General features: G+C 65.5%; 26 protein-coding genes and 1 tRNA gene. 11 read left to right on the top strand and 16 right to left on the bottom strand.

Translation table 11 applies throughout. The features are described 5' to 3' along the window. Positions 1-94: 94 nt before the first annotated feature. The 4 genes from U1703_RS00860 to dapA form a co-directional block, all read right to left on the bottom strand. Positions 95-670, bottom strand: coding sequence for a DUF2062 domain-containing protein (locus U1703_RS00860; protein ID WP_414712005.1), 576 nt, complete (start codon positions 668-670; stop codon positions 95-97). Then, entirely contained in the window at positions 670-1,149 is a 480-nt protein-coding gene (smpB, locus tag U1703_RS00855; RefSeq protein ID WP_320451276.1) for an SsrA-binding protein SmpB, read from the bottom strand. Before smpB ends, U1703_RS00860 begins: the two co-directional genes overlap by 1 nt. Positions 1,150-1,227: 78 nt before the next feature. Further along, positions 1,228-1,554: a 5'-nucleotidase gene (locus tag U1703_RS00850; protein ID WP_332784198.1), complete on the bottom strand. Its 327-nt coding sequence runs from the start codon at positions 1,552-1,554 to the stop codon at positions 1,228-1,230. A gap of 65 nt (positions 1,555-1,619) precedes the next feature. Next, positions 1,620-2,519, bottom strand: coding sequence for a 4-hydroxy-tetrahydrodipicolinate synthase (dapA, locus tag U1703_RS00845; protein WP_320451068.1), 900 nt, complete (start codon positions 2,517-2,519; stop codon positions 1,620-1,622). Positions 2,520-2,599: 80 nt separating this feature from the next. Between dapA and U1703_RS00840 the strand changes: the two genes are divergently transcribed. From U1703_RS00840 to U1703_RS00825, 4 genes are all read left to right on the top strand, one after another. Then, the gene (locus U1703_RS00840; RefSeq protein WP_332784197.1) at positions 2,600-4,609 is read left to right on the top strand and encodes a lytic transglycosylase domain-containing protein; all 2,010 of its coding nucleotides are present in this window, start codon (positions 2,600-2,602) and stop codon (positions 4,607-4,609) included. A gap of 41 nt (positions 4,610-4,650) precedes the next feature. Continuing rightward, complete coding sequence (greB, locus tag U1703_RS00835) at positions 4,651-5,133, top strand: transcription elongation factor GreB (protein ID WP_332784196.1); 483 nt, start codon at positions 4,651-4,653, stop codon at positions 5,131-5,133. A gap of 112 nt (positions 5,134-5,245) precedes the next feature. Further along, on the top strand, positions 5,246-5,626 hold the full coding sequence (locus U1703_RS00830) for a DoxX family protein (RefSeq protein WP_320451071.1): 381 nt from the start codon (positions 5,246-5,248) through the stop codon (positions 5,624-5,626). 26 nt (positions 5,627-5,652) lie between these two features. Beyond that, positions 5,653-6,429 (top strand): NYN domain-containing protein, encoded by a 777-nt coding sequence (locus U1703_RS00825; RefSeq protein WP_332784195.1) that lies wholly within the window; start codon positions 5,653-5,655, stop codon positions 6,427-6,429. 24 nt (positions 6,430-6,453) lie between these two features. Here U1703_RS00825 and U1703_RS00820 read toward each other — a convergent pair whose 3' ends face one another. Continuing rightward, positions 6,454-7,638, bottom strand: a complete 1,185-nt coding sequence (locus U1703_RS00820; protein ID WP_332784194.1) for a sensor histidine kinase — start codon at positions 7,636-7,638, stop codon at positions 6,454-6,456. A 148-nt stretch (positions 7,639-7,786) separates the two neighbouring features. Then, positions 7,787-9,466: an energy-dependent translational throttle protein EttA gene (gene ettA / locus U1703_RS00815; RefSeq protein WP_320451074.1), complete on the bottom strand. Its 1,680-nt coding sequence runs from the start codon at positions 9,464-9,466 to the stop codon at positions 7,787-7,789. A 107-nt stretch (positions 9,467-9,573) separates the two neighbouring features. Between ettA and U1703_RS00810 the strand changes: the two genes are divergently transcribed. The 4 genes from U1703_RS00810 to bfr all read left to right on the top strand — a co-directional run bounded on the left by U1703_RS00810 (position 9,574) and on the right by bfr (position 12,249). Continuing rightward, positions 9,574-10,971 carry a M20/M25/M40 family metallo-hydrolase gene (locus U1703_RS00810; protein WP_332784193.1) on the top strand — a complete coding sequence of 466 codons (1,398 nt, stop codon included), beginning with the start codon at positions 9,574-9,576 and terminating at the stop codon, positions 10,969-10,971. 191 nt (positions 10,972-11,162) lie between these two features. Next, entirely contained in the window at positions 11,163-11,429 is a 267-nt protein-coding gene (locus U1703_RS00805) for a hypothetical protein (protein WP_320451076.1), read from the top strand. Between the two features lie 136 nt (positions 11,430-11,565). After that, positions 11,566-11,641, top strand: a tRNA-Ile gene (locus tag U1703_RS00800). A gap of 86 nt (positions 11,642-11,727) precedes the next feature. Continuing rightward, entirely contained in the window at positions 11,728-12,249 is a 522-nt protein-coding gene (gene bfr, locus U1703_RS00795; protein WP_332784192.1) for a bacterioferritin, read from the top strand. 188 nt (positions 12,250-12,437) lie between these two features. On the opposite strand, the gene der is transcribed toward bfr, so the two are convergent. From der to U1703_RS00770, 5 genes are all read right to left on the bottom strand, one after another. Beyond that, positions 12,438-13,811, bottom strand: a complete 1,374-nt coding sequence (der, locus tag U1703_RS00790; RefSeq protein ID WP_320451078.1) for a ribosome biogenesis GTPase Der — start codon at positions 13,809-13,811, stop codon at positions 12,438-12,440. A 97-nt stretch (positions 13,812-13,908) separates the two neighbouring features. Beyond that, entirely contained in the window at positions 13,909-15,231 is a 1,323-nt protein-coding gene (locus tag U1703_RS00785; protein WP_320451079.1) for an outer membrane protein assembly factor BamB family protein, read from the bottom strand. Further along, on the bottom strand, positions 15,228-15,896 hold the full coding sequence (locus U1703_RS00780; RefSeq protein WP_332784191.1) for a tetratricopeptide repeat protein: 669 nt from the start codon (positions 15,894-15,896) through the stop codon (positions 15,228-15,230). Before U1703_RS00780 ends, U1703_RS00785 begins: the two co-directional genes overlap by 4 nt. Before the next feature lie 117 nt (positions 15,897-16,013). Next, complete coding sequence (gene panB, locus U1703_RS00775) at positions 16,014-16,880, bottom strand: 3-methyl-2-oxobutanoate hydroxymethyltransferase (protein WP_332784190.1); 867 nt, start codon at positions 16,878-16,880, stop codon at positions 16,014-16,016. A 50-nt stretch (positions 16,881-16,930) separates the two neighbouring features. Beyond that, positions 16,931-17,275, bottom strand: coding sequence for an ArsC family reductase (locus U1703_RS00770; protein ID WP_332784189.1), 345 nt, complete (start codon positions 17,273-17,275; stop codon positions 16,931-16,933). 239 nt (positions 17,276-17,514) lie between these two features. On the opposite strand from U1703_RS00770, the gene U1703_RS00765 reads away from it, so the two are divergent. Next, positions 17,515-19,569, top strand: coding sequence for an NAD(+) synthase (locus tag U1703_RS00765; RefSeq protein WP_332784188.1), 2,055 nt, complete (start codon positions 17,515-17,517; stop codon positions 19,567-19,569). A gap of 108 nt (positions 19,570-19,677) precedes the next feature. Then, a complete protein-coding gene (locus U1703_RS00760; RefSeq protein WP_320451084.1) occupies positions 19,678-20,322 on the top strand; it encodes a GntR family transcriptional regulator in 645 nt (214 codons plus the stop codon). A gap of 71 nt (positions 20,323-20,393) precedes the next feature. Here U1703_RS00760 and U1703_RS00755 read toward each other — a convergent pair whose 3' ends face one another. Then, on the bottom strand, positions 20,394-21,398 hold the full coding sequence (locus U1703_RS00755) for a zinc-dependent alcohol dehydrogenase family protein (protein ID WP_332784187.1): 1,005 nt from the start codon (positions 21,396-21,398) through the stop codon (positions 20,394-20,396). A 64-nt stretch (positions 21,399-21,462) separates the two neighbouring features. Next, positions 21,463-22,713: a chymotrypsin family serine protease gene (locus tag U1703_RS00750; protein ID WP_332784186.1), complete on the bottom strand. Its 1,251-nt coding sequence runs from the start codon at positions 22,711-22,713 to the stop codon at positions 21,463-21,465. 69 nt (positions 22,714-22,782) lie between these two features. Here U1703_RS00750 and U1703_RS00745 point away from each other — a divergent pair, with 69 nt between their 5' ends. Then, a complete protein-coding gene (locus U1703_RS00745) occupies positions 22,783-23,013 on the top strand; it encodes a hypothetical protein (RefSeq protein WP_332784185.1) in 231 nt (76 codons plus the stop codon). 111 nt (positions 23,014-23,124) lie between these two features. Here the strand turns inward: U1703_RS00745 and U1703_RS00740 are convergent, their stop codons facing one another. From U1703_RS00740 to U1703_RS00730, 3 genes are all read right to left on the bottom strand, one after another. Beyond that, positions 23,125-23,721 (bottom strand): alpha/beta hydrolase, encoded by a 597-nt coding sequence (locus tag U1703_RS00740; protein ID WP_332784184.1) that lies wholly within the window; start codon positions 23,719-23,721, stop codon positions 23,125-23,127. A 79-nt stretch (positions 23,722-23,800) separates the two neighbouring features. Then, positions 23,801-24,220, bottom strand: a complete 420-nt coding sequence (locus U1703_RS00735; RefSeq protein WP_320451089.1) for a hypothetical protein — start codon at positions 24,218-24,220, stop codon at positions 23,801-23,803. 198 nt (positions 24,221-24,418) lie between these two features. Continuing rightward, positions 24,419-25,027 carry a TetR/AcrR family transcriptional regulator gene (locus tag U1703_RS00730; protein WP_332784183.1) on the bottom strand — a complete coding sequence of 203 codons (609 nt, stop codon included), beginning with the start codon at positions 25,025-25,027 and terminating at the stop codon, positions 24,419-24,421. Positions 25,028-25,083: the final 56 nt, after the last annotated feature.

Genomic DNA, 25,083 nt, shown 5'->3' with positions numbered 1-25,083 from the left:
TGAATTCCCAAAAAGGATTGTGATGTCACTGTTGTAGCGAGACGATACGCCTAGTCAAACCGTTAGAACTGCGCGGTGAACGGCGATACCGCTATCAGATCGCAGGGCTTTTCCGTCGGTTGCGCCACTTTCGCGCAATCCACAGCCGCCATCCCAGGGCGGAGGCGGCATAGCCGATCACCGCGCAACCGCCGGTCAGCACGCACAGCCCCAGTCCGAAGGCGGGCCCCTTTTCCCATAGCCAGTGAAACGCGCTGAATGCCCATTGCAGCCAGCCGGTCGCCGCCTCGGCCACCGGCTGGGTGTTGATCGGCGTCTCGCTGCGCAGCAGGAACGCGCCGATCCGATAGGCGATGACCCACAGGATCGGCGTGGTCAATGGATTGGTGATGAAGGTCGTCAGTGCGGCGACCGGCACGTTGGCGCGGAACGGCAGCGCGAAGACCGCCGCGATCGCGATTTGCGCGACCGGAAAAAAGAACCCTGCCACCACCCCCAGCGCAACACCGCGCGGCACCGACCGCCGGGTGAAGCGCCACAGCTCGGGCGCCAGGACACGGTGGGCGACCGGCCGGAGCAGCCGGTTATTCTCCATCGAATCGCGGGTCGGCATGTTGCGGCGGACCCAGGCCATGGAACGGCCCCACATGGTCGGCACGGCCGTGGCCATCAACCGCGATCGCGCAGGATGCGGCCCTGCTCGCGCTTCCAGTCGCGCTCCTTGATCGTATCGCGCTTGTCGTGCGCCTTCTTGCCCTTCGCCAAAGCCAGCTCCACCTTCGCGCGGCCGCGCGAGTTGAAATAGATCATCAGCGGCACCAGGGTCATGCCCTCGCGCGCCACCGCACCGTGGAGCTTGTTTATTTCGCGCTCATGAAGGAGCAATTTACGGGGCCGCTTTGCCTCGTGGTTGAAGCGGTTGCCGTGGCTGAATTCGGGCACGTTCGAATTGACCAGCCACACTTCCTCGCCGCGCACCTCTGCATAGGATTCCGCGATCGATCCCTCGCCGAAGCGAAGCGATTTCACCTCGGTCCCGGTCAGGGCGATACCGGCCTCATAGGTGGTCTCGATGGCATAGTCGAAGCGGGCGCGCCGGTTCTCGGCGACGATCTTCTTCTTGTCGAAGGTTTGGGGTTTCGGGCGCATGGACGGGTCGATGTAGGCGCTGAATGCCGCCATGAAAAGCCGCTGTTCGGCCTTTGTCTGGTTTCCGAAACGGGACGGTCATGGCTTGCGACGACCGCCCAGGGGAATTTTAAGCCGGATCATCGCGCGATTGCTGGGAAAGCCGCCGACGCCAGCCTGCTCGGTTTCGGCCGACAATGTGCCGACGCCGGGAATGTCGGTTCGTGCCCGCGGCAGGGTGAAGGCGCGCGAATAGTCCGGCACCGTGCCGATCCGGTCGGCATCCGCCGATCGTCCGCAGACGACGACATCATCGCCGGTATCGTCCGCCGGGCAGCGGCGGGCCGTGGGGGCACGTCTCGGCACCGGCAATACGGGCCCCGCCACCGCACCGGCCTGCAAAGCCAGCATCACCACCGTCCACATCCGCCGTTCTCCCTGCGTTGCCCGACATGGTCGATGCTGACGCAGGAATGCGGCCGAAACGCGGCCTAGATCAGCCCCGCATGCGCCAGCGCCGCGTCGACCTGCGCGCGGGCGGCCTCGGACGGCCAGGTCATGGGCAGGCGTACGCCCCGCGGGAAATGCGGCATGATCCGGCTGAGCGCATATTTCACCGGCCCCGGCGAGGCATCGGCGAACATCGCCTCATGCAGCGGGAACAGCCGGTCGTGCAGCTCCAGCGCCCGCACCTGGTCCCCGGCGGCGCAGGCCGCCTGGAAATCGGCGGACAGACGCGGCGCGACATTGGCCGTCACCGAGATGCAGCCGACCCCGCCCATCGCGTTGAACGCAAGCGCCAGATCGTCATTGCCCGACAGCTGGCAGAAGTCCGGGCCCAGTCCCTTGCGATGGTGCGACACACGGGCCAGCACGCCGCTGGCATCCTTCACGCCCACGAATATCTCGGGCGCATTCTGGACCACACGAACCAGCGTAGCCGGCTGGATATCCGTCACCGTCCGGCCGGGCACATTATACAGGACGATGGGCAGCGGCGCATTCTTCGCCAGCTCGGCGAAGTGGAGCGCGATGCCCTCCTGGCTGGGTCGGTTGTAATAAGGCGGCACCATCAGCGCGGCATCGGCGCCCGCTTCCTGCGCGGCCTTCAGGTTCTCGATGGCGACGATCGTATCGTTCGACCCGGCCCCCGCGATCACCGGCACGCGACCGCGCGCCTGGTCGACGCAGACGCGCACGACATGGAAATGCTCGTCCTTCGGCATGGTCGCGGCTTCGCCGGTGGTGCCGCAGGCGACCAGCGCCGTCGAACCCTCGGCAATCTGCCATTCCACGAAATCGCGGAATTTCGCCTCGTCGAACGCTCCGCCGACATGACCGCCCTGATCGTCGAACGGCGTCACAAGCGCCGGAATGGACCCTGAAAACATGAGAGGAAATGCGCTCCTGCTGCGCCGAGTGGGACAATTTGTTCAGGACATGTACGGGTAGAGTCCCTATTCTGTCCACCATGATGGCATTGACGAAGGCGGGGGCGCTCCTTGCAACATTGGCGGGATCGATGATAGCGCCGGGCGGGCAGGACCAGCTCGAACGGTATCGCACGCAGATGGCGAACATGAGCCCGAACCAGGCGTCGCAGGCCATGCCCGCGCCCGCCGATGGTGCGATCGCGGCCGCGCTTGCCCAGTGGCGGGCATTGCAACAGACCGATGCGCTGCCCTTCGACAGCTATGCCGGGTTCCTGATGGCGCATCCCGGCTGGCCGGGCGAGGCGGGCAATCGTCGCGCCGCCGAGAAGCAGGCGGCGAACTTCACCGCCGCGCCGTCCAGCATCGTCGCCTATTTCCGTCGCTTCCCGCCCCAGTCGGCAGCGGGCGGTGTCGCCTATGCCCGTGCCCTGCTGGCAACGGGCGCCCCGGCGGAAGCGGCGCAGGCGGCGCGGACGGCATGGCGGCGCGGCACCCTGTCACCGACCGACGAGGCGCTGGTGATGACGACCTTCGCCTCCGCGATCAGCCCGGAGGATCATGACGCGCGCATGGACGCGCTGCTCTGGTCGGGGCAGACGAGCGCCGCCGCCCGCCAGCTGGGCTATACCAGCGCTGCACGGCGGCCGGTCTTCGCAGCCCGCCTCGCCTTTCGCACCAAGTCCGCCGATGCCGCCAGCCTGTCCGCCTCCACCGCCGAACTCTATGCGAACGATGCGGGTTACGTGGCAGACCGGGCCAGCTGGCTGCGCGATACCGGCGACAGCCTGACCGCACGATCCTGGCTGGCTCGCACCCGACAGCTCACGGTTCGTCCGGGCAATGTCGAGAAATTCTACGAGGCGCTGCTCGTCAACGCGCGCGCGGCGGCGGCGGATGGCCAGCTTCAAACCGCCTATGACATCGCGCGGCAGGTCGACGATGCCTATCCCGTCGGCACCGATGTCTCGACCAAGCCTTATGGCGAGCGGGACGATTATACGAGCCTGGTCTGGCTTGGCGGGCAGACCGCGATGAAGCTGGCGCGCCCCGCCGATGCGATGACGCTGTTCGACCGCTATGGCCGGGGCAGCCAGTCGCCGCAGACGCGGGCCAAGGGCTTTTACTGGGCCGGGCGCGCGGCGGAAGCGGCGGGACGATCGACCGATGCCGCCGCTTTCTACAACCGCGCGGCGCAATATCGCGATCAATTCTATGGCCAGCTCGCGCTCGAGCGGACCGGTCGCCCCCTGGTCGCGCCGCCCGCGATCGCCGCGACGAACGTACCGCCTGCCATCCGCGCCGCCTTCGACACGCGCGAGACGGTTCGCGCCGCCCGGTTCCTGGGCCAGATCGGGCAGTGGCAGGACCAGAGCGCCTTCGTCCGCCAGATCGCGGCGGATGCGGAGACCGAAACCGATCATCTGCTCGCCGCCGATCTGTCCCGCGCCATCAACCGACCCGATCTGGCGGTGATGGTCGGGCGCAGCGCGATGCAGAACGGGCTGACCGACTATTCCGCCGCCGGTTTTCCGACGATCACGGTGCCGCCCGGCTATGAGCAAAGCTGGACGATCATCCACGCCATCGCCCGCCAGGAAAGCCAGTTCGACCGAGCCGCCGTCAGCCATGCGGGTGCGCGCGGCCTGATGCAGCTGATGCCCGCCACGGCCGCCGAACAATCGGGCAAGATCGGCCTGTCCTATTCGCCCGCCGCGCTGACCACCGACCCCAATCTGTCGATCCAGCTCGGTGCCAGCTATTTCGAACGGGTCCGCAGCAATTTCAGCAGCTATCCGCTGGCGATCGCGGCCTATAATGCAGGCGGCGGCAATGTGAACAAATGGCTGCGCGCCAATGGCGATCCCCGCACCGGCACGGTCGACATCGTCGACTGGATCGAAGCGATCCCCTATTCGGAAACCCGCAACTATGTGCAGCGGGTGCTGGAAAATGCCGTCGTCTACGACCTGATGAACCCGGCGCGTGCCACCAGCCGGGGCCCGACGCCGCTCAGCTGGTATCTGGGCAAGTCCTCCCGTCCCGGTTGAAGCGCGGTTGAAGATTGCTGGTCGTGCGATAGAGCGGGGTGATGGACCGTCCCAACCACATCACCCCCGCCGGCTATGCGGCGCTTCGCCAGGAATATGAGGCGCTGTTCGCGGTGGAGCGCCCGAAGCTGGTCGACACCATCGCCTGGGCGGCGGGCAATGGCGACCGGTCGGAGAATGGCGACTATATTTATGGTCGCAAGCGGCTGCGCGAGATAGATCGTCGGCTGGGCTGGCTCTCCAAGCGGATGAAGGCGGCCAAGGTCATCGACCCCGCCCGGCAGGAAGACCGGAGCAAGGTCTGGTTCGGGGCGACCGTCACCATCGCCGACGAGGATGACAACCAGCGCGTCCTGACCCTGGTCGGCGATGACGAAGCCGATGCGGGCCAAGGCCGGGTCGGCTGGAATGCGCCGCTGGCCCGCGCACTCCGCGGCGCGGCCATAGGGGATTTGCGACGCGTCGTACTGCCCGCAGGTGAGCGGGAATATGAAGTGATGGCAATCACCTATCCCGATCAGTAACGGTACGGGCAACCAATCGTTTCGGAACCGATCCTTGTCAGGAATCAAGGATTGGCGATGATGGCCGCAAGAGGCCGCGATCGGCGTGGCCCGTTGCGAAAGCTGATCGACCATGCCCATTCCCGCTCGCTGGTCCGCCCCGCTCCTGTCACTGTTCCGCGCCGTCTTCGGCCTGCTATTCCTGTCACACGGCGTTTCGAAGTTCTTCGCGCTGCCGCCCTTCCCCATGCCGCTCAATCCGTTGCTGACGGCCGCAGGCGTGATGGAATTGGTCGGAGGCGCGCTCCTGCTGGCGGGCCTGTTCACCCGGCCAGTCGCCTTCATCCTGTCGGGCCAGATGGCGGTTGCCTATTTCATGGCACACGCGCCGCAGGGTTTCCTGCCGCTTGCCAATGGCGGTGAAGCCGCGATCTTGTACTGTTTCGCCTTCCTGTATCTGGCGGCTGCGGGTGGCGGGTCGATCGGCGTCGATGCAATGCGACGTGGAAGCTGACCGCCCGCTTTGCTAGACGGGCATGCATGAACGCCCTGACCCGCAACATCGCGCTGCTCATCGACGCCGACAACGCCCAGTCGGCCGCCATCGACCCCGTGCTCACGGTGCTAGCCGAGCTCGGCACCGTCAATGTCCGTCGCGCCTATGGCAACTGGTCCAAGCCTGGGCTGAAAGGCTGGCGCGACGTCATGGTCAAGCACGGGATCGAGCCGCAGCAGCAGTTTGACCTGACCAAGGGCAAGAACGCCACCGACATGAAGATGACCATCGACGCGATGGACCTTCTTTTCCGGGGGCGGATCGATGGCTTCGGCATCATGTCGTCGGACAGCGACTTCATGCCGCTGGCGACGCGTATCCGCCAAGACGGCTCACCGGTCTATGGCTTCGGCAACAGCCGGACGCCCGAGGCCTTCAAGCAGGCGTGCAGCCGCTTCATCGACGTCGGCGCACTGATCGGTGAAGCGGCCCGCCCGGCAAGCGCGAAGCCGGCTGCGGCGGATGTGCCACTTGCCGAATCACTGCCGCCGTCGATCGACCAAGGGAAGCGGACGGCGGGCACGCCCCGGCCGATCGACGAGGAACTGCTCAAGCTGCTGGTCGACGCCTATAATTCGGTCAAGCGCGACGAACGCGGCTTTGCCAGCCTCTCGTCGATGGGCCAGCTGGCGGGCAACCGGTCGAGCTTCGACACGCGCAATTACGGGTTCAAGCGTCTGGCCGACCTGATCGAGGCGGTGCCCAATTTCCAGACCGAACGACGCGAGGACGGCCGGACCTTCGTAAAGCGGATGCGCTAATCCTCCCCGTAGCGGGAAGGATATTCAATCCCTCGGATCCGGCATGGTCAGGGTTGCGACCGTGCCCGGTTCGGCATTCTCGAACCGGATTTCACCCCGCACCTGTCGCGCCAGGCTGGTGATCATTCGCATACCCAAGCTGCGACGCGAGGCCGCCTTGATGTCGAAATCGACCGGCAGGCCCTGCCCCTTGTCGCGCACCGACAGGATGATTTGGCCGTCGCGGGCGTGAAGCGAGACGTCGATCACGCCGCCCTCCTCGCCATAGGCATATTTGATCGCGTTGGTCAGTAACTCGGTCAGCATCAAACCGATCGGGATGGCGATGTCGGCGTTCATCTCGATCGCCTCGATGTCGCAGCGGACTTCATGATCCTTGGCCTGCTGCGCCAGTTCCTCGGCGATGCCGCAAGCCAGATCGTCTAGCGCGACCATGCCCACCCGCTCGCTACGCCACAGCCGGTCATGCGTCTGCGCGATGGCCGCGATTCGCGCCTGTGCGTCGTTCAGCATGCGCAGGACGCGGGGGTCGTCATCCTCCTGCTTTTGCAGGTTGAGCATGGCGGATACCAACGCAAGGCTGTTCTTTACGCGGTGGCTCGCCTCGCGGGTCAGGAGTTGCTGATGCTCCACCGCCTCGGCCAGACGACGTTCCGCCTCCTGCCGTTCGATCGCAACGCCGATCAGGTTTGCGAAGCCCTGCATGAAGGCGAGGTCGGCTTCCTCGAACCGCCCCTCGTCAGGGCTGTCGACCTCCAGCACGCCGTAACGCTGGCCGGACGCCTCGACCAGGACGTTGATCGCCCGGCGGATCCTGTGATCGGTCATGAACTGAGGCGTACGGAACCGTTCTTCCAGGTCGAGATGGTTGGAGATGACGCCCTGACCCGTCTGGAGCGCAAAGCCCGCCGGCGAGCCCAGGTCGGTCCGCATCTCGGTCGATCCGACGACCCCTTCGCCCCAACCGACCCCGGTACGGACCAGCAGCGTGTCGCGATCGGCTCTATATTCCAGGAACTTGCAGAAAGAGGATCGCATGCCTTCCGCGCACAACTCCGTCGCACGCTGCAGCATTGGGTCGAGATCGCGCGCACGCAGCGCCTCGATCCCGAAGGCCGCGAGGACCGATTGCTGGCGGAGCCGATAATGCAACTGCCCTGCGCTGGCGATTTCCCGATCGTCGCCTTGCGCCTGCTCCACTACCGCCATTCCCGACCGCGCCCTTTTTTTCTCTATCGTTATAACGGTTCAGATGGGGATTGGCCGCGCCGGTGTAAAGCGCCGCCGCGCCCGGATACGCGAACGCCCTCCCCGATCGCTCGGGAAGGGCGTAGCGTGAACCCGAAGGATCGTTCGATCAGCGGGTCAGCTTCTTATAGGCCAGGCGCGTCGGGCGATCGGCGGCGTCGCCCATGCGGCGGCGCTTGTCTTCTTCATACGACTCGTAATTGCCCTCGAACCATTCGACATGGCTGTCGCCCTCGAATGCCAGGATGTGGGTGCAGAGGCGATCGAGGAAGAAGCGATCGTGGCTGATGACCACGGCGCAGCCCGCGAACGTCTCCAGCGCCTCTTCCAGCGCGCGCAGCGTTTCCACGTCGAGGTCGTTGGTCGGTTCGTCGAGTAGCAGGACGTTGCCGCCCTCCTTCAGCATCTTGGCCATATGAACGCGGTTGCGCTCACCGCCCGACAGCTGGCCGACCTTCTTCTGCTGGTCGGGCCCGCGGAAGTTGAACGCGCCGACATAGGCGCGCGTGCCCAGTTCCTGCTTGCCGAAGCGGAAGACCTCGAGCTCGTCGGAGATTTCCTGCCAGACATTCTTGTTGGGATCGAGGTCGTCGCGGCTCTGGTCGACATAGCCGAGCTTCACGGTCGAGCCGATTTCGATCGTGCCCGCATCGGGCTGTTCCTGGCCGGTGATCAGCTTGAACAGCGTGGACTTGCCCGCGCCGTTCGGCCCGATGACGCCGACGATACCACCGGGCGGCAGCATGAAGTCGAGATTGTCGAACAGCAGCTTGTCGCCATAGGACTTGGTCAGGCCCTTGGCCTCGATCACCTTGCCGCCCAGGCGCTCGGGGATCTGGATCAGGATCTGCGCCTTGCCCGCGACGCGGTTCTCCTGCTTGGCCATCAGCTCGTCGAACGCACGGATACGCGCCTTCGACTTGGTCTGGCGGGCCTTGGGCGTCTGACGCATCCAGGCCAGCTCGTCGGCGATCGCCTTCTGCTTGCCCGCCTCGTCGCGTTCTTCCTGCTCCAGGCGCTTGGCCTTCTTTTCCAGATAGCCGGAATAGTTGGACTCGTACGTGTAATAGCGGCCGCGATCGAGCTCGAGCACCCAGTTCACGACATTGTCCAGGAAGTAACGATCGTGGGTGACGAGGATGACGTTACCCGCATATTCCTTCAGGTAATTTTCCAGCCACGACACGCTTTCGGCGTCGAGGTGGTTGGTTGGTTCGTCGAGCAGCAGCACGTCGGGCTTTTCGAGCAGCAGCTTGCACAGTGCCACGCGGCGCTTCTCACCACCCGACAGCTTCGACACATCGGCATCGCCCGGCGGGCAGCGCAGCGCTTCCATCGCCTGTTCCAGCTGGCTGTCGAGCGACCAGCCGTCGACAGCGTCGATCTTGGCCTGAAGCTCGCCCATTTCTTCCATCAGGGCGTCGAAATCGGTGTCGTCCTTGGGATCGCCCATCTCCGCCGAGATGGCGTTGAAGCGATCGACCAGATCGGCGACCGGGCGCACGCCGTCCTTGACGTTGCCCATCACGTCCTTCGTCGGATCGAGCTGCGGCTCCTGCGCGAGGTAGCCGACGCGGACCCCCTCGGCGGCCCAGGCTTCGCCCGTGAAGTCGGTGTCCATGCCCGCCATCACCTTCATCAGCGTGGACTTGCCCGCGCCGTTCGGGCCGATGATCGCGATCTTGGCGGTCGGCAGGAACTGAAGATGGATGTTGTTCAGGACAGGCTTGTTGGCGCCGGGGAAGGTCTTGGTCAGACCCTTCATCACATAGGTATATTGGACGGCCATGGCGGCGCGAGGCTCCGTGCTTTGTGCGACTGTAGGATGTTTGCCCGTCCATGTAGTGGTTGCGCGGGCGGTTGGCAAACGAGACCGGCTGCGTAACACTCCGCGCCATGAAGCGCTTACTTTTCGCGGCCCTGGCCGCCTCCGCCCTGTCCTCCCCCGCCCTGGCACAACGCACCCCGCCGCCGCCCCCTGCGTCGATAGCGCCCGAGGTCGAGCGCCTGCGCGACGCCGCGCTGAACGACGATGTCGCATGGAACATCGTCGAGGGGCTGACGACCGAGGTCGGCCAGCGACTGGCGGGCACCGAGGCCGAGGCTCGCGCCCGGCAATGGGCGGTCGCCAAGCTGACCGCGCTCGGTTTCAAGAACGTCCGGATCGAACCCTATCAAATGCCCGTATGGGAACGCGGCGCCGAGACGGCCGAGATTGTCGCGCCCTTTCCCCAGAAACTGACCCTGGCCGCCCTGGGCAACTCCGGCGCCACACCTGCCGCCGGGCTGACCGCCGAGGTGGCCGTCTTTCCGAGCATGGCCGCGTTCCAGGCGGCACCGGACGACGCGATCAAGGGCCGGATCGTCTATATCGGCAATGCGATGCCCCGGACGCAGGACGGCTCAGGCTACGGTGCCTATGGCACCGCACGCTTCACCGGCCCGGCACTGGCGGCGAAGCGCGGCGCGGTCGCCATCGTCATCCGCTCGATCGGCACCGACCATCACCGCTTCCCGCATACCGGCACGACCAATTTTCCCGAAGGCGTGAAGCCGATCCCGGCCGCGGCGCTATCAGTCCCCGATGCCGAGCAACTGGAGAGAATCGCCGCACGTGGCCGCCCGGTCCGCATGAAGCTGGTCCTGACGCCGCGCATGGTCGGCACCCGCGAATCGGGCAATGTCATCGCCGAGGTGCCTGGCAGCGATCCTTCGGCGGGTATCGTCCTAGTCGGTGGCCATCTCGACAGCTGGGACCTGGGCACCGGCGCGATTGACGATGCCAGCGGGGTGGCGATCACGGCGGCGGCGGCCAAGCGGATCCTGGACGCGGGCACGCCGCGCCGGACCATTCGCGTCGTCTGGTTCGGGGCCGAGGAAGTCGGCGGAATGGGCGGCGCGGCCTATGCCACGGCTCATGCGGGCGAACGCCATGCCACGGCATCCGAAAGCGATTTCGGCGCGGATCGCATCTGGCGTTTCGAAGTGAACCTGCCGACTGGGGCAAAGCCGGTCGCGGATCGTCTGCAGACCGCGCTGGCGCCCCTGGGCATCACGCGAGGCAGCGGCCTGGGCGGCGACGGCACCGATATCGGCCCGACGTTGAAGCAGGGCACGGCCGCGATCGACCTGAACCAGTCGGGCTGGGATTATTTCGATACCCATCACACGCCCGATGACGTACTCGACCGCGTGGACCCCGCCGCACTGCGTCAGAATGTCGCCGCCTGGACCGCGATGCTGGCGGTCGTCGCCAACGCGTCCGAGTCGATCGGCCCCGTGACGCCACGCTGAGCGGGGTCCGTCGGTAACGTTTTCGTAACGACAACGCCTTGAAAAAGCCCGATAGCCGCCATCGGTTCGTCGCGAACCTTGCCGCGAAGTGAATTTTGCGGATTGACCGCGATGAACCGCGCGTTATTTGAGCCGCTTCGCGACGGCAATCGGGTCGGCCGCGATGATTGCTTATGCTTGGGAGCATTCGAATGAAGAAGATTGCCTTTATTCTCGCTGCCGCCGGCCTGATGTCCGTGGCCGCCTGCACGAAGTCGCCGGAAGCGGCCGCTGTTGAGAACAACGCGGACATGATGGCTGACAACATGGAAATGCAGGCCGACAACCTCGACGCGGTTGCCGACAACACCTCGAACACCGCCGCTGCTGCCGTGCTCGAGAACGCCGCCGACAACATGAACGCTGCCGCCGACAACGTCCGTGACGCTGCCGACGCCAAGGCGGACAACATGCAGTAATGCCGCCCCGGACCCTCGGGTCCGGAGCGCCGACTGTTATGTCGGAAAAGGGCGCCTTCCTTTGCGGAGGTGCCCTTTTTCTTTGACTTTTCCCGTTGCGAACGGCGCGCGCGTCACGCTACTGACATCTTCGGTGGGGCCTGTAGCTCAACGGTTAGAGCTGGCCGCTCATAACGGCTAGGTTGCGGGTTCGAGTCCTGCCGGGCCCACCAATGCCCATATTGTTCACGCATAAAAATCGGTTGCCGTCCGGTCCGTCGCCCAACTAGGGTGCGCCAAAATCACAAAGGACGGACACATGGCGGTTAAGGGCGATCCGAAGGTTATCGAATTTCTGAACGAGGCGCTCAAGAACGAGCTGACCGCGATCAACCAGTATTTCCTGCATTACCGGCTGCTCGACCATTGGGGCGTCTACAAGCTCGCCCAGTTCGAGTATAAGGAATCGATCGACGAGATGCGCCACGCCGACTGGCTGGCCGAGCGTATCCTTTTCCTGGACGGTCTGCCCAACTTCCAGCTGCTTGGCCGCCTGCGCATCGGCGAGACGGTCGAGGAGGTCCTGAAGGGCGACCTGGCGATCGAGATCGAGGCCGTTGCCCAGCTCAAGGAAGCCATCGCCTATTGCGAAGAAGTTCGCGACTATGTCAGCCGCGACCTGTTCCAGCGCATCCTGGCGAGCGAGGAAGAGCATGTCGATACGCTCGAGCGCCAGTTCGAGATGATCGCGCGCATGGGCATCCAGAACTATGTCCAGCTGAACGCCATGGCGGAAGACGACACACCGAAGTCGGGCGCCGCACCGCATCTGCACGGGTAATGGTGACGGGGCGGGTCCGACAACCCGCCCCGCTATTTTTGACCAAAGCCATCCCGGCTCGTCCCGCCTGAGCGAAGGCGATGGCCAAGCGAGCCCTTCCACCACCAGCGTGGCTGGAATGCCCCTTGGCCTTCACTCAGAAAGGACGAAGGATGCGAAAATAGCGGGCGGGGCTTTCGCCCCTGCCCTTAGTCTTGTTTGGCGAACGGGTTCTTGGGCGCGCGCAGCGTAAGCCGTACCGGAACCGCGCCGAAGCCCAGTTCGCGCCGCATCGAATTGACCAGATAGCGTTCATAGCTGGCGGGCAACTGATCCACCCGCGTGCCGAAGATCACGAAGCTCGGCGGACGCGACTTGACCTGGGTGACGTAGCGCAGCTTGATCCGCTTGCCGCCGGGGGCTGGCGGCGGATTGGCGTCGACGGCACGCTCGAACCAGCGGTTGAGTTCACCGGTCGGCACACGCTTCGACCAGGCGGCGCGGGTCTCGAACGCCGCTTCGATCAGCGTATCGAGCCCCTTGCCGGTTGCGCCCGACACCGTGAGCAGCGGCACGCCCTTCACCTGGCTGAGTCCGTCCTCCAGCGCCTTGCGAACGCCGTTAAACAGCGACGACGGGCTTTCGGCCACGTCCCACTTGTTCAGCGCGATCAGCAGTGCGCGACCTTCTTCGAGCACACGGTCGGCGATACGCAGATCCTGCGACTCCAGCCCCAGCGTCGCGTCGAGCAACAACACCACGACCTCGGCAAAGTCGACCGCGCGCAGCGCGTCGGCGACGGACAGCTTCTCCAGCTTGTCCTGCACCTTGGCCCTCTTGCGCATACCCGCCGTGTCGATCAGGCGGACCTGGCGGACTTCGCCATCGCGGTCATGCCATTCCCAGTCGATCGCGATCGAATCGCGCGTGATCCCGGCCTCGGGCCCGGTGATCAGACGATCCTGGCCTAGGAAGCGGTTGATCAGCGTCGACTTGCCCGCATTGGGGCGCCCCACGATCGCCAGCTTCAGCGGGGCATAGGGATTTTCAAGGTCGACATCTTCTTCCTCCTCCTCGACCTCACGGTCGATATAGGGAAGCAGTCCCTCGAACAGATCGCCAATGCCTTCGCCATGTTCGGCCGAAAGCTGGACCGGATCGCCGAAGCCCAAGGCCAAAGCCTCCAGGATGCCCTGTTCGGCCGCACGGCCCTCCGCCTTGTTGGCGGCGAGCACGATCGGAGTGTCCGAGCTGCGCAGCCAGCGGGCGATTTCCTCGTCCAGCGGCATGATACCCGCGCGCGCATCGACCAGGAACAGCGCGACATCGGCCTCACCGACCGCCGCCTCGGTCTGGCGGCGCATACGGCCGGGGAGCGTATCGGGGTCCTCGTCCTCGTAACCGGCCGTGTCGATCACGCGGAAGTCCAGGCCGAGAAGATGCGCGTCGCCTTCGCGCCGGTCGCGGGTCACGCCGGGGCGGTCATCGACCAGCGCCAGCTTCTTTCCAACAAGACGATTGAACAGCGTCGACTTGCCGACATTGGGACGTCCGACGATCGCGACGATAGGGAGATTAGCCATCGCATGCCGTTAGCGAAAGGCGAGCCTTTCGTCACGCGTATAGCGGTATGAAATACGCCACCCCGTGGGACAAATGTCCCACGGGGCGGTCGCGAACTCACTTATAGGCGCTGATACGCCCCTTTTGATCCAGGACGTACAGCGTCCCGTTGGCCACGATCGGCGGCAGGGCGAAAGGCGTCTTGCCCTCGACCGTCGCCTGCACCGATCCGTCACCCGGATTGGCATAGACGATCTGCCCCTCGGAATTGGTCAGGATCAGGCGGTTGCCCGCCAGGATCGGACCGAACCAGGTGATCGCGCCGTTCTTCTTCTTTTCGTTGTGAAAACGCTGAAGCTGCACGATCCAGCGCGCCTTGCCGCTCGATCGGGCCAGCGCCACCAAACGCGCATCGTCGGTGACAAGGAAAATCCACTCGCCTGCGATCCACGGCGTCGAGATGCCTGCGAAATTCTGTTCCCACAGCCGCTGGCCGGTCGACAGTTCCAGGGCGACCATGCGACCACCCTGGCCCAGCGCATAGACGCGGCCCTGGTCGATCACCGGTGCCGCGTCGATATCCGACAGGGTCGACACCGAAGTCGAGATGCTGGTCCGCGACAGGGCATCCTGCCACAGCATACGGCCATTCTCGTAGCGATAGGCGTTCAGCTCACCGCTCGAGAAACCGGCGACGACCGTGCCCTGGCTGGCGGCGGGCGCCGCAACGCCGAACACACCCTGCGTCTCCAGCGTGCCCTGCCCGGCCCAGACGACCTTACCGTCGGCCTGGTTGATCGCGTAGAACTGGTTGTCCTGGGTCAGGACATAGACATTGCCGTTGGCAACCGTCGGCGAACCGCGCAGCGGGCCGCTCGGCTTGGCGCGCCACAGGATCTTGCCGTCGGCCGCACTGGCCGCGATCACATCACCCAGGCCATCGGTCGCATAGACGGTCCCGCTGTCATAGCTCGCCCCGCCGCCGAAGCGGGCCAGACGATTATCGTCCCCCTCGGTGACCGGCGTCGACCACAGCTTCGCACCGGTGTCGGCATTCAACGCCACCAGGTCGCCCTCGGCATCGACGACGAACAGCTTGCCCTCGGCCACGACTGGTGCGGCGCCCAGCGGATCGCGCGCCGAACCGCCGTTGATCGTGGCATCCCAGACCCGGCGAGGCTGCTCGGCGAGGGCCAACTGGCCCATCGACTTGGCCGCATTGCCGCCTGGCTGCGCCCATTCGGGGTTCGTCTCGGGCGCGGGCAGCGTCACCTGCACGTCGGCGATGGTCTTGTCGGCCTCGACACCAGTTTCGGACACCAGGATCGGCACGCGGTTGCCCACGGTCGGCGTCTTCTTGGGGGCGGACTTGAACACCCCGCAGGCGCCCAGCGCCATCAGCGCGGCAAGCGCCGCGGAGGTGCGGAAATTCTTCGTCATTGGGTCTTGGTGTCCTCGCTCTGGCCGACCGCGTCGACCCCCAATACACCGGCCATCTGAACAGCACGTTGCCGCAGCGTATCGGGCACATCCTTGTCGCTGGCAATCTGCCCGAACAGGCGGCCCGCCTGGTCACGCTTGTTCATCCGCAGATAGGCGACGGCGACCATCTCGCCAGCGCTGCCGAAATAGGCGTTTCCGGGAACCGCCATGCCACTAAGGCGCGCCACGACCGCCTCGGGCTTCAGCGTGTCATATTCCGCCATGGTCTGGCGGACCAGCGCCAGGTCGCGGAACGGCTTGGCCAGCGAGGCGTCGTTGGCGATCGCCGCGAACCGCGCCGAGGCACCCTTCATGTCATCCTTTTGCAGCAGGATGTCGGCCTGGGTGAACTCGGCCAGCGCGCGGTACGCATCGACATTCGATCCGGCCAGCGTCTTCAGCTTGTCGCCCGCCGCCTTCGCGTCGTTCTGAGCCAGCGCGTCATAGGCGGCCTGCAACTGCTCGCCATCCGCGGCGGCCGCCTGATGCTGGCGATGCTGCCAGTACAGATAGCCACCGAATGCCGCGAGGACGACGACGAGGATGCCACCGATAGTCAAGCCCCAGCGGGTCCAGAAGGTCGTCAGCCTCTCGCGACGCAGTTCGTCGTCGACCTCGCTCATGAAGGCCTGGCTGGATTGGGGCGTTAGGGCCAAGACGGGCTCCGCTATTCTGGATCAAGGCAACAATGAAGCCGCGACCTTTAGCGAGGAGCGGGCCCGGTGGGAAGCGGCCTTGATTTATCCCCCGTCGCGCGGGGCATAGATCTGCTCGGGCCCCGGAAAACGGCGGGCGCGGACATCCTCGGCATAGGCGCGGGCGGCATCGCCGATGCGCTCGCCCATGGTTTCATAGCGGCGAACGAAGCGCGCGGTGCGGTCGAACAGCCCCAGCATGTCCTCCCCGACCAGGACCTGGCCGTCGCATTCGGCGGACGCGCCGATGCCGATCGTCGGACAGGCCAGCGTGCGGGTGATCTCTATCGCGATCGGCTCGACCACGCCTTCGATCACAACCGAAAACGCCCCCGCATCGGCCACCGCTACGGCATCGGCCACGATCTTGGCGGCTTCCTCCGACGTTCGGCCGCGCGCGCCATAGCCGCCAAGCACGTTGACCGCCTGCGGCGTCAGGCCGACATGCCCCATGACGGGAATGCCACGCTCGACCAGGAAGCGAACCGTCGGCGCCATCGCAACGCCGCCCTCCAGCTTGACCGCGGCGGCACCGGTTTCCTTGAGCAGCCAGGCCGCGTTTTCGAACGCCTTTTCCGGGCTAGCTTCATAACTGCCGAAGGGCAGGTCGATGACGACGACCGCATGATAGCTGCCCCGCACGACCGCCGCGCCGTGCGCCGCCATCATCTGGAGCGTGACCGGCACCGTCGACGGCAGGCCATAAATGACCTGGCCCAGGCTGTCGCCGACGAGCAGCATGTCGCAATGCGGGTCGAGCAGCTGCGCCGAACGCACCGTATAGGCGGTCAGCATGACGAGCGGTGTGCCACCCTTGGCGCGGCGGATCGCAGGCACGGTCAGCCGCTTCATCGGCGCGGGCGTGGGATTGGCGCGACTGGTCGCGGTGTCGAGCGTGTAGGTCGTTGACATGAGGCCGCCTTAACCCCGCCGCCCGCCGCGCTCCACCCCCCTCAACCGGACTAGAAGATTTCGGCGTATCGCTCCGGCTTGAACCCCACGGTCAGCGCGCCGTCCCGGTCGAGCACCGGCCGCTTGATGAGCGAGGGCTGCGCCTGCATCAGGCGGATCGCCTTGTCAGCGTCGATGTCCTGCCGGTCGGCCTCGTCCAGCTTGCGAAAAGTGGTCCCGGCACGATTGAGCAGCACCTCCCAGCCGAGCTGATCGACCCAGCGGCGGAGCGTGGCCTCGTCGATGCCGTCGCTTTTGTAGTTATGAAAGCGGTACACGACGCCATGTTCGTCGAGCCAGGTGCGAGCCTTCTTCATCGTGTCGCAATTGGGAATGCCGTGAAGGGTGATGGTCATAGAGCCTCAGCCAAAGGTGTATCGCTCGCGCTTATCTCAGCGAGGTTTGAATTGCAGCAGGATAGGTTGGGCATGGCCTTCGACTTCGCTCAGGCTGAACGGATGTTTGGGTACGCGGGGTTTTATCCCCACCCCGTTCAGCCTGAGTGAAGTCGAAGGCTAAGGGAAACCCTCGCATCCTATCCCCCAGCAAGTCACACGGGCTGGCGCGCCCCTCCCCACCCCGCTATCCCGGCAGAATGCAGGATCACCCCTTTTACGCGCTTCACACCCATGGCCTGATCCGCGTCGCCGCCGCGACGCCTGCGGCTTCGGTCGGCGATGCCGAGGCCAATGCACTGGCCATGCTGGACCTTGCACGGCGGGCGGATGAGGACGGGGTCGACCTGATCGTCTTTCCCGAATTGTCGTTGACCTCCTATGCGATCGACGACCTTCATCTTCAGGGTGCGATGCACGCGGCGACGCTCGCGGCGCTGGGCGAGATGGTGGATGCCAGTGCGGCACTGTCGCCGGTCATGCTGGTGGGGGCGGCGCTGCCCCGCAACGGTCGGCTCTACAACTGCGCCATCGTCATCGCGCGGGGGCGGATCCTGGGTGTGGTGCCCAAGACCTTTCTGCCGAATTACCGTGAATATTATGAAAAGCGCTGGTTCGCGAGCGGCGCGGGGCTGACCGGCCTGACCATCGATCTCGACGGGCAGAACGTGCCCTTCGGCACTGACCTGATCTTTGCGGCCGAGGATCTGCCCGGCTTCGTCTTCCATGCCGAAATCTGCGAGGATTATTGGGCGCCTACCCCGCCCTCGACGCTGGGTGCGCTGGCCGGGGCGACGATCTGCTGCAACCTGTCGGCATCGAACATCGTCATCGGCAAGGCACGCGACCGGGCGATGCTGGCCGCGGCCCAGTCCGCGCGCGCCGCCTGCGCCTATGTCTATTCGGCCGCCGGGATCGGCGAGAGCACGACCGACCTGTCCTGGGACGGTCAGGGTCTGATCCACGAACTGGGCGAGACGATCGCCGAATCCGAACGCTTCCTGCGCGAGCCGTCGCTGACCACAGCCGATATCGATGTCGAGCGAATCCTGCAGGAGCGGCTGCGCTTCGGGACCTTCAACGATGCGGCGGCCGTTGCGGGGCACCCCGAGCAGAGGTTCCGGCGGATCGGCTTCGTCCACGGGGCGGAGGCGGCCGAGCACGGTCTTCGCCGCGCGGTCCATCGCTTTCCGTTCGTGCCGGACGATCCGGCGCGCCGCGATGCCGATTGTTACGAGGCCTATAACATCCAGGTCGAGGCGCTGGCCAAGCGCCTGTCCGCAAGCGGTGCCAGGACACTCATCATCGGCGTGTCGGGCGGACTCGACTCCACCCATGCGTTGATCGTTGCCGCCAAGGCGACCGACCGGCTGGGCTGGTCGCGGAACCGTATCCTGGCCTTCACCATGCCGGGTTTCGCCACCGGCGAGGGGACCAAGGCCCATGCCTGGGCGCTGATGCGCGCCTTGGGCGTATCGGCCGAGGAAATCGACATCCGCCCGGCGGCCCAGCAACTGCTGAAGGACATGAAGCACCCCTTTGCCAGCGGCGAGCCGGTGCACGACGTGACGTTCGAGAATGTCCAGGCGGGCCTGCGCACCGATTATCTGTTCCGCCTCGCCAATCAACGTGGCGGCATCGTGCTGGGCACCGGCGACCTGTCGGAACTGGCGCTGGGCTGGTGCACCTATGGCGTCGGTGATCAGATGAGCCATTATGCCGTCAATGCGGGCGTGCCGAAGACGTTGATCCAGTTCCTCATTCGATGGTGTATCCGCACCGAACAATATGACGGCGAGACCAATCGCGTCCTCGCCGCGATCCTGGCGCAGGAAATCTCGCCGGAACTGGTGCCCGCCGATGCCAGCGGCGCGATGCAGTCTACCGAGGCGATGATCGGCCCCTATGCGCTCAACGACTTCTTCGCGCATTACGTCATCCGCTATGGGCTGAAGCCGTCGAAGATCGCGTTTCTGGCCTGGCATGCGTGGCACGACGCCCAGGCGGGTGGATGGCCCGACGACCTGCCTAACGATGCGCGCGTCGCCTATGATCTGGCGACCATTCGCCATTGGCTGGAACGGTTCCTGACCCGCTTCTTCCAGACCAGCCAGTTCAAGCGTTCGGCCCTGCCCAATGGTCCAAAGGTATCGCCCGGCGGTGCCTTGTCACCGCGCGGCGACTGGCGCGCGCCATCGGATGGCACCGCGACGGTGTGGCTTCGTGAACTGCGCGACGGTGTTCCGTTGGGATAATTCATGCCCTTGGCAGGTCGTGGCAAACAGGTCTATGTTACTGACTTATTGCATTCCATTGTCCTAATTTTACAGGCTTCTCTTGGCCTGTCGGCATGAGAGAGAATAATGAGCCTTGTCGTTCGCACGCTGTCCGAACAGATCTTTACGATCATCCGCGAACGCATCATCAGCGGCGACCTTCCCGAAGAACAGCCGATCCGGCAGGACGCGCTGGCCAATGAACTGGGCGTCAGCAAAATTCCGTTGCGCGAGGCGCTGGCTCGCTTGGAACAGGAAGGCCTGCTGACCAGCCAGGCCAATCGCGGCTTCTTCGTGCGCTCCCTGGGCGCGGCGGAAGCCGAAGAAATCTATGAGCTTCGCCTCGCCATCGAACCGGATGCAGCAGCCCGCGCCGCCCGCGTCGCCACGGCGGCTGACCAGGATGCCGCGCGCGAGGCGTTGAACGCGCTCGACGTCGCGGCCAGCGATGCGCTTCACGAGGTCGCGCACCGCAATCGCGCCTTCCACCTGGCGTTGGTCCGTCCACTCGGTGCCGCATTGACGTTTCAGCTGATCGAACGGTTGCAGGTGCTGGCCGAGCGTTACGTCGTTCAGCACCTGAAGCCCGCAGGCCGCGAGGACCGGGCACATGAGGAGCATCATGCGCTGCTCGACGCCTGGCTGGCACGCGACGAGGCGCGGGTGGCGGGCTTCCTGATCGACCATATCAGTGCCACCATCGTCGATCTGCGGGCCCAGCTCGGCCGCTGAGGCGCGGGGGAGCGGAAAGCGTCAGACCGTCCCGCTCCCGCCTCCCCGGTGAGAACATGTGGTCGGCCTTGTTACCATTCGACCCCGATCTTGCCGAAATGTCCGCGGCTCTCTTGCAGCCGGAAGGCGCCGGCCAGTTCGGCCAGCGGAAAGCGGCGATCGACCACAGGCCGCCACTGCGCGGTGTCCAGCGCCCGGACGAACTCCATCTGCATCCGGCGGCTGCCGACGATCAGGCCCTGCAGCCGCGCTTGCTTGGCCATCAGGGTGGCGGTTGGCACCTCGCCTGCGCGGCCGGTCAGGACGCCGATCAACCCGATATGGCCGCCGATCCGTACCGCGTCGATAGACTGGGCAAGCGTTGCCGGGCCGCCGACCTCGACCACATGGTCGACGCCTTCACCTGCCCAGCGATAGACCTCCTTGCCCCAATCCGGCTGCGTCCGATAATTGACGACATGCGCCGCACCCAGGCTGCGGGCCCGCTCAAGCTTTTGGTCCGATGACGAGGTGACGGCGACCTCGGCTCCCATCATTCGTGCGATCTGCAGTGCCCAGATCGACACGCCGCCGGTGCCGAGCACAAGCACCCGGTCACCCGCTTTCAGCCCACCATCGACGACCAGGCTTCGCCATGCGGTCAGCCCCGCCGTAGTGATCGTCGCGGCCTCGACATGGTCATAGCCCTTTGGCGCGCGGGTAAAGGCGGTGGCGGGCGCGACGACGACATCGCAGGCATAGCCGTCGATACCGTCGCCCGGCACACGCTGGAAATCGCCCACCCGTGCCGGGCCCTCCTGCCAATCGGGAAAGAAGCAGGTCACGACCGCATCCCCGGCGGCGAAATCACCGACGCCGTCGCCCACCGCCTCGACGATCCCGGCGCCGTCGGCCATCGGGATACGCCCATCCTCGGTCGGCATCCGCCCCGACACCACGCCGTAATCATGATAGTTGAGAGAGGTCGCATGAAGCCGGACCCGGATCATGCCCGGTCCGGGCGCGCCCGGATCGGGCCGCTCGACCAGACGCAGCCGGTCGAGCCCGCCGGGCGCATCGAGGATCATCGCTTTCATATCAGGGCCTTCCGCCACGTTGTTCCGTGATCAGGCCAACGCGGTAGGTCGATAATCTGATCCTTCAACCGGTCGCGAGCGTCCACCCATCGGGCAGGAAATCGAGCGACATATAATAATAGAAGGCGCAGCTTCCGTCGCCACGATAGCTGCCGCCCTTGACGATGCCATAGGCGGTCCCGCCCAGAAAGACCGGCCCACCGCTATCGCCGCTGCGACAGGTCGGGCCGCGTACCGCAACCCAGGTCGGGGTACATCCCCCGCCGCACAGATCGCCGGCGGGTGCGAAGTCGGGCATCCAGACCTCGGCACAGCTATAGCCCGTCCGTTCGCCCCGATGGCAGACGATGTCGCCTGCCCGAGTGCCGCTGCGCGGACGGAGCCCGACGACACGCCGCGAGATGGTCTTGGCCGTGTCGCTCCAGAAGAGCGGCGCGAGCGGCGTCGGGCTGACATGGACCTGAACGTCCTGATAGCCCCAGCCCCACTGTCCCGCGAAACGCAGCGGCTGCGCGTGCCCGTCACGGTCGATCCAGGACAGATCGTCGGGACAATGGGCGGCGGTGACGACCCCGCTCTCGACACCGCGACGGACGACGAAACCGCTGGTGCAGGCGTAACGCCGCCCATCGGCGGGATCGACGCCGACCATGCGTGTGCCGCCCCGCAGATCGGCCAGGTCCCTGTCGGGTGCCTCCAGTGTCGCGATGCGGACCGGAACACCGGCCAGCCGCGCGATACGGTCGCGCATGGCATCGGCCGGCTCGACTTCCAGATCGGCGCGCGACACCATCACCACCAGCGCGCCGATGCGCGGATCGATACCCATGCCGGGCGGCCGTAAGAGACTGGCGCGTATCTCGGTCTGGTGCAGTGCGAGCGCGACGATCAGTTGGGCATGGGTCGCAAAGGCCCCGGTGCGAAACCGCACGAGTACCGGCTGCCCCGCGACCATCACGGTCCGATCGGCCACGGGGGCATCACCGGTCAGCAGCAGATCGACATGGAATGGCGTGTGGCCTACCGAGAGTCCCGCCAAGCGGTCCGCAAACTCCAACTGGAGTGCGTCGGTCAGCGCGACCGAGGCCTGTTGCACCGTCAGCGCCCGAAAGGCGGCATCCGGCGACTGGCCGGAGGCGGCGGCATATTGCGTCGCATCGAGCATGAGGGCGGCGCGCTCGTCGATCGCATCGCCCGTCAGGGGCACCTGCGCCTGTGCCGTCCGGCACGTGACCAGGGCCAGGACCGCGACGACCACGCTACGCCACAAAGCCCAGCTATCGCGCTCCCAAGATTTCCCGTGCTTATATCCCATCAATTTGGTCTGTATTAAATCCTGCAAGCCGAACAGGCCCATACACGACTTGCCAAGGGGATCGAACCAATGACGCGACGCCACAGCCTGCCGATGATCCTGACGATCCCTGTGCTGGCGCTGGCCGCCTGTTCGCCCCAGGGTTCGGCGAACGTCACGGCGACGGACAATGGCAATGTCGCCACGCTTGGCGGCGATGGACTCGCGAACGACGATTTCGGCCCGGCCGACAATGCCGCGCTCTCGAACGATGTGCTGTCGGAGAATGAAACCGCCGCCAATGGTGCGGCTGGCCTGTAGTTTCTCTCTCGGTGGCGGGGCCGTTTGCCCCCTCGCCGCTCCTGCCTCGCCAATGGAAGCTCCCTGCGGCGAATGACTGGCCCGGCGGATCGCACTCCGTCGGGCCGTTTTTTATGAACGATCAGCGACGCCCAGCGTGCGCAGGACCCGCAGGTCTTGTTCGACGACACCCGCCGACAGCCGTTCGATCAGCCGTTGCGCCTGCCGCCACATGCCTGTCGGAATCGGAGCGGCGACCGGCGCCTCCAGCAGGCGTCCGCCGCAAAGCTGCGCCAATGCCGACCCGCGCATCGATGGATCCGCGACCAGCGATGGAAAAGGCAAGGCGATATCAGGCGAGGCAAAGAGCTGCCCCCCCTGCCGGTCGAGCGCGCCGGGCGCAGGCGGCTGGAAGAAGACCGCGCCCGCCACCTTCGAGACATAATGGCTGGGCGACAGGCGTGCCCACCAGATGCTGGCGAGGCATGCGGCCCCTTCGGCGACCAGCAGCACGGCCTTGTCCGCCTGCGCCACCGCATGGTCCAGCCGGGTCGCCCATATGTCACGCGCCTCGCGCGAATGGTCGTCCAGGGCCAGTTGCACATCGCCCCGCCGCGGCCACGCAAACAGGTTTTCCCACGGCATGGCGCGGTCGGCCTCATCACCCGGCGTGGCCATGGACAGGGTGATGATCGAGAATGGGTCGTTCAGACGCAGTTCGGCCGCCATGATCTGCTCCGTCGCTGATCCTGCCCCCAAGGTACGCTAGGTATCGCAAAGGGCAAGGGGGCGTCGGCGCGGTGCAGCCTCACTCCGCCGCGACACCGCGCGCAGCCCGCCGCGAATCACTGAGAGCAACCGCGATGCTGTCGACCATCAACTCATACTGGTCGGCCGAATAGCCCGAGGCCAGGAATGCCCGCACCTCATGCGAGGGCACGCTATAGCCATTGTGCCAGCTGAGCACGGCCATCCGGCGCAGCGCCTCCAGCGAGGGATCGGCCAGGCGTGGATTGCGGGTTTCGCCGAAGATGTTGCTGATCGCGCGGGTCAGGCGGCTCGGCTCGCGCAGGCTCGAAACCCGGTCGCGGCGGGCAAGCGCCACGACCTGCCATTCGAGCGCCGACAGACGCGCGTCGGGCCGAACGGCCGCGGCACCCTGCTGCGCCAGCACCGCATCACGCGCGATCCGCGCCGCGCCGATTTCCTGAAAAGCGACATAGGCCATGATGAAACCCCTCTTCCGTCGCGCGACATCCCGCCCCGACAGACCATCGCCCGTCGAAGTCGACGGCCCCACGCCGTCGGCACTGCTGTCTCGCCTTCATACTTGCAGGAAGGCACTTGCCTTCGATACCGGTTGGTATATTAATGCTGCGTACAGCCGTCAAGCATTTTATACCGGGTGGTATGTAATTATTCGCCGTCAGCGTGACGGCCAGAGTACCAGCCCGGTGACGATCAGACTTTCGAGCTGTTCGCGCGAAACGCCCGATCCGGCCTGTACGGCCATTCCCTGCAACAAGGCATAGAGAAGGTTGGCGAGGCCGTTCGGGTCGACATCGTCACGCAGATCGCCGTCGTCGACCGCGCGCTGGAACCGGGCAACGATCGCCGCCTGCGACGATGCCCGCCGCGACACGACCTCCGCCTTGATCGACTCCGCCTCCGAGCCGCAGGCGACCGAATGGATTACGCCCAGGCAACCCTGCGGCTCGCACTGGCTGGTCATCGCCTCCAATGCGCCGCGCAACAGATGTTCGGCCACGCCACGCGCGGTCGGCTGGTCGAGCGCGTCGCGGATATAGGCCAGCTTCTCGGCCTCGTAGAGGTCGAGCGCCTTGTGGAACAGCGCTTCCTTGTTGCCGAAGGCGGCATAGAGGCTGGGCTTGGTGATACCCATCGCCTCGGTCAGGTCGGCCATCGACGCGCCTTCATACCCCTTGCTCCAGAAGACGCGGAGCGCGGAGGCCAGCGCCTGTTCGGTGCAGAATTCGCGCGGACGCCCTTTGCACGCGGGCAGGATATTTTTCATAACGCTCGGTATAGAACTAATCGTATCGATTGGAAAGCCCTCGCCCCCGGACGTCG

Origin of the sequence: Sphingomonas flavida, from assembly GCF_036663655.1 — a bacterium.
Taxonomy (GTDB): domain Bacteria; phylum Pseudomonadota; class Alphaproteobacteria; order Sphingomonadales; family Sphingomonadaceae; genus Sphingomonas.
The sequence above is the reverse complement of the archived record's forward strand: the minus strand, read 5'-3'. Positions and strand labels throughout refer to the sequence as shown.

Coding starts and splice junctions, on each gene's coding strand:
- U1703_RS00760 (WP_320451084.1), top strand. CDS start 19,678: ATGAGCCTTGTCGTTCGCACGCTGTCCGAACAGATCTTTACGATCATC.
- dapA (WP_320451068.1), bottom strand. CDS start 2,519: ATGTTTTCAGGGTCCATTCCGGCGCTTGTGACGCCGTTCGACGATCAG.
- U1703_RS00740 (WP_332784184.1), bottom strand. CDS start 23,721: ATGGCGGCCGAACTGCGTCTGAACGACCCATTCTCGATCATCACCCTG.
- U1703_RS00750 (WP_332784186.1), bottom strand. CDS start 22,713: ATGGGATATAAGCACGGGAAATCTTGGGAGCGCGATAGCTGGGCTTTG.
- der (WP_320451078.1), bottom strand. CDS start 13,811: ATGGCTAATCTCCCTATCGTCGCGATCGTCGGACGTCCCAATGTCGGC.
- bfr (WP_332784192.1), top strand. CDS start 11,728: ATGGCGGTTAAGGGCGATCCGAAGGTTATCGAATTTCTGAACGAGGCG.
- U1703_RS00765 (WP_332784188.1), top strand. CDS start 17,515: ATGCAGGATCACCCCTTTTACGCGCTTCACACCCATGGCCTGATCCGC.
- U1703_RS00820 (WP_332784194.1), bottom strand. CDS start 7,638: ATGGCGGTAGTGGAGCAGGCGCAAGGCGACGATCGGGAAATCGCCAGC.
- U1703_RS00785 (WP_320451079.1), bottom strand. CDS start 15,231: ATGACGAAGAATTTCCGCACCTCCGCGGCGCTTGCCGCGCTGATGGCG.
- U1703_RS00860 (WP_414712005.1), bottom strand. CDS start 670: ATGGCCACGGCCGTGCCGACCATGTGGGGCCGTTCCATGGCCTGGGTC.
- U1703_RS00730 (WP_332784183.1), bottom strand. CDS start 25,027: ATGAAAAATATCCTGCCCGCGTGCAAAGGGCGTCCGCGCGAATTCTGC.
- U1703_RS00810 (WP_332784193.1), top strand. CDS start 9,574: ATGAAGCGCTTACTTTTCGCGGCCCTGGCCGCCTCCGCCCTGTCCTCC.
- U1703_RS00825 (WP_332784195.1), top strand. CDS start 5,653: ATGAACGCCCTGACCCGCAACATCGCGCTGCTCATCGACGCCGACAAC.
- U1703_RS00735 (WP_320451089.1), bottom strand. CDS start 24,220: ATGGCCTATGTCGCTTTTCAGGAAATCGGCGCGGCGCGGATCGCGCGT.
- U1703_RS00770 (WP_332784189.1), bottom strand. CDS start 17,275: ATGACCATCACCCTTCACGGCATTCCCAATTGCGACACGATGAAGAAG.
- U1703_RS00840 (WP_332784197.1), top strand. CDS start 2,600: ATGATGGCATTGACGAAGGCGGGGGCGCTCCTTGCAACATTGGCGGGA.
- ettA (WP_320451074.1), bottom strand. CDS start 9,466: ATGGCCGTCCAATATACCTATGTGATGAAGGGTCTGACCAAGACCTTC.
- U1703_RS00745 (WP_332784185.1), top strand. CDS start 22,783: ATGACGCGACGCCACAGCCTGCCGATGATCCTGACGATCCCTGTGCTG.
- U1703_RS00805 (WP_320451076.1), top strand. CDS start 11,163: ATGAAGAAGATTGCCTTTATTCTCGCTGCCGCCGGCCTGATGTCCGTG.
- panB (WP_332784190.1), bottom strand. CDS start 16,880: ATGTCAACGACCTACACGCTCGACACCGCGACCAGTCGCGCCAATCCC.
- U1703_RS00830 (WP_320451071.1), top strand. CDS start 5,246: ATGCCCATTCCCGCTCGCTGGTCCGCCCCGCTCCTGTCACTGTTCCGC.
- U1703_RS00755 (WP_332784187.1), bottom strand. CDS start 21,398: ATGAAAGCGATGATCCTCGATGCGCCCGGCGGGCTCGACCGGCTGCGT.
- U1703_RS00850 (WP_332784198.1), bottom strand. CDS start 1,554: ATGTGGACGGTGGTGATGCTGGCTTTGCAGGCCGGTGCGGTGGCGGGG.
- U1703_RS00780 (WP_332784191.1), bottom strand. CDS start 15,896: ATGAGCGAGGTCGACGACGAACTGCGTCGCGAGAGGCTGACGACCTTC.
- greB (WP_332784196.1), top strand. CDS start 4,651: ATGGACCGTCCCAACCACATCACCCCCGCCGGCTATGCGGCGCTTCGC.
- smpB (WP_320451276.1), bottom strand. CDS start 1,149: ATGCGCCCGAAACCCCAAACCTTCGACAAGAAGAAGATCGTCGCCGAG.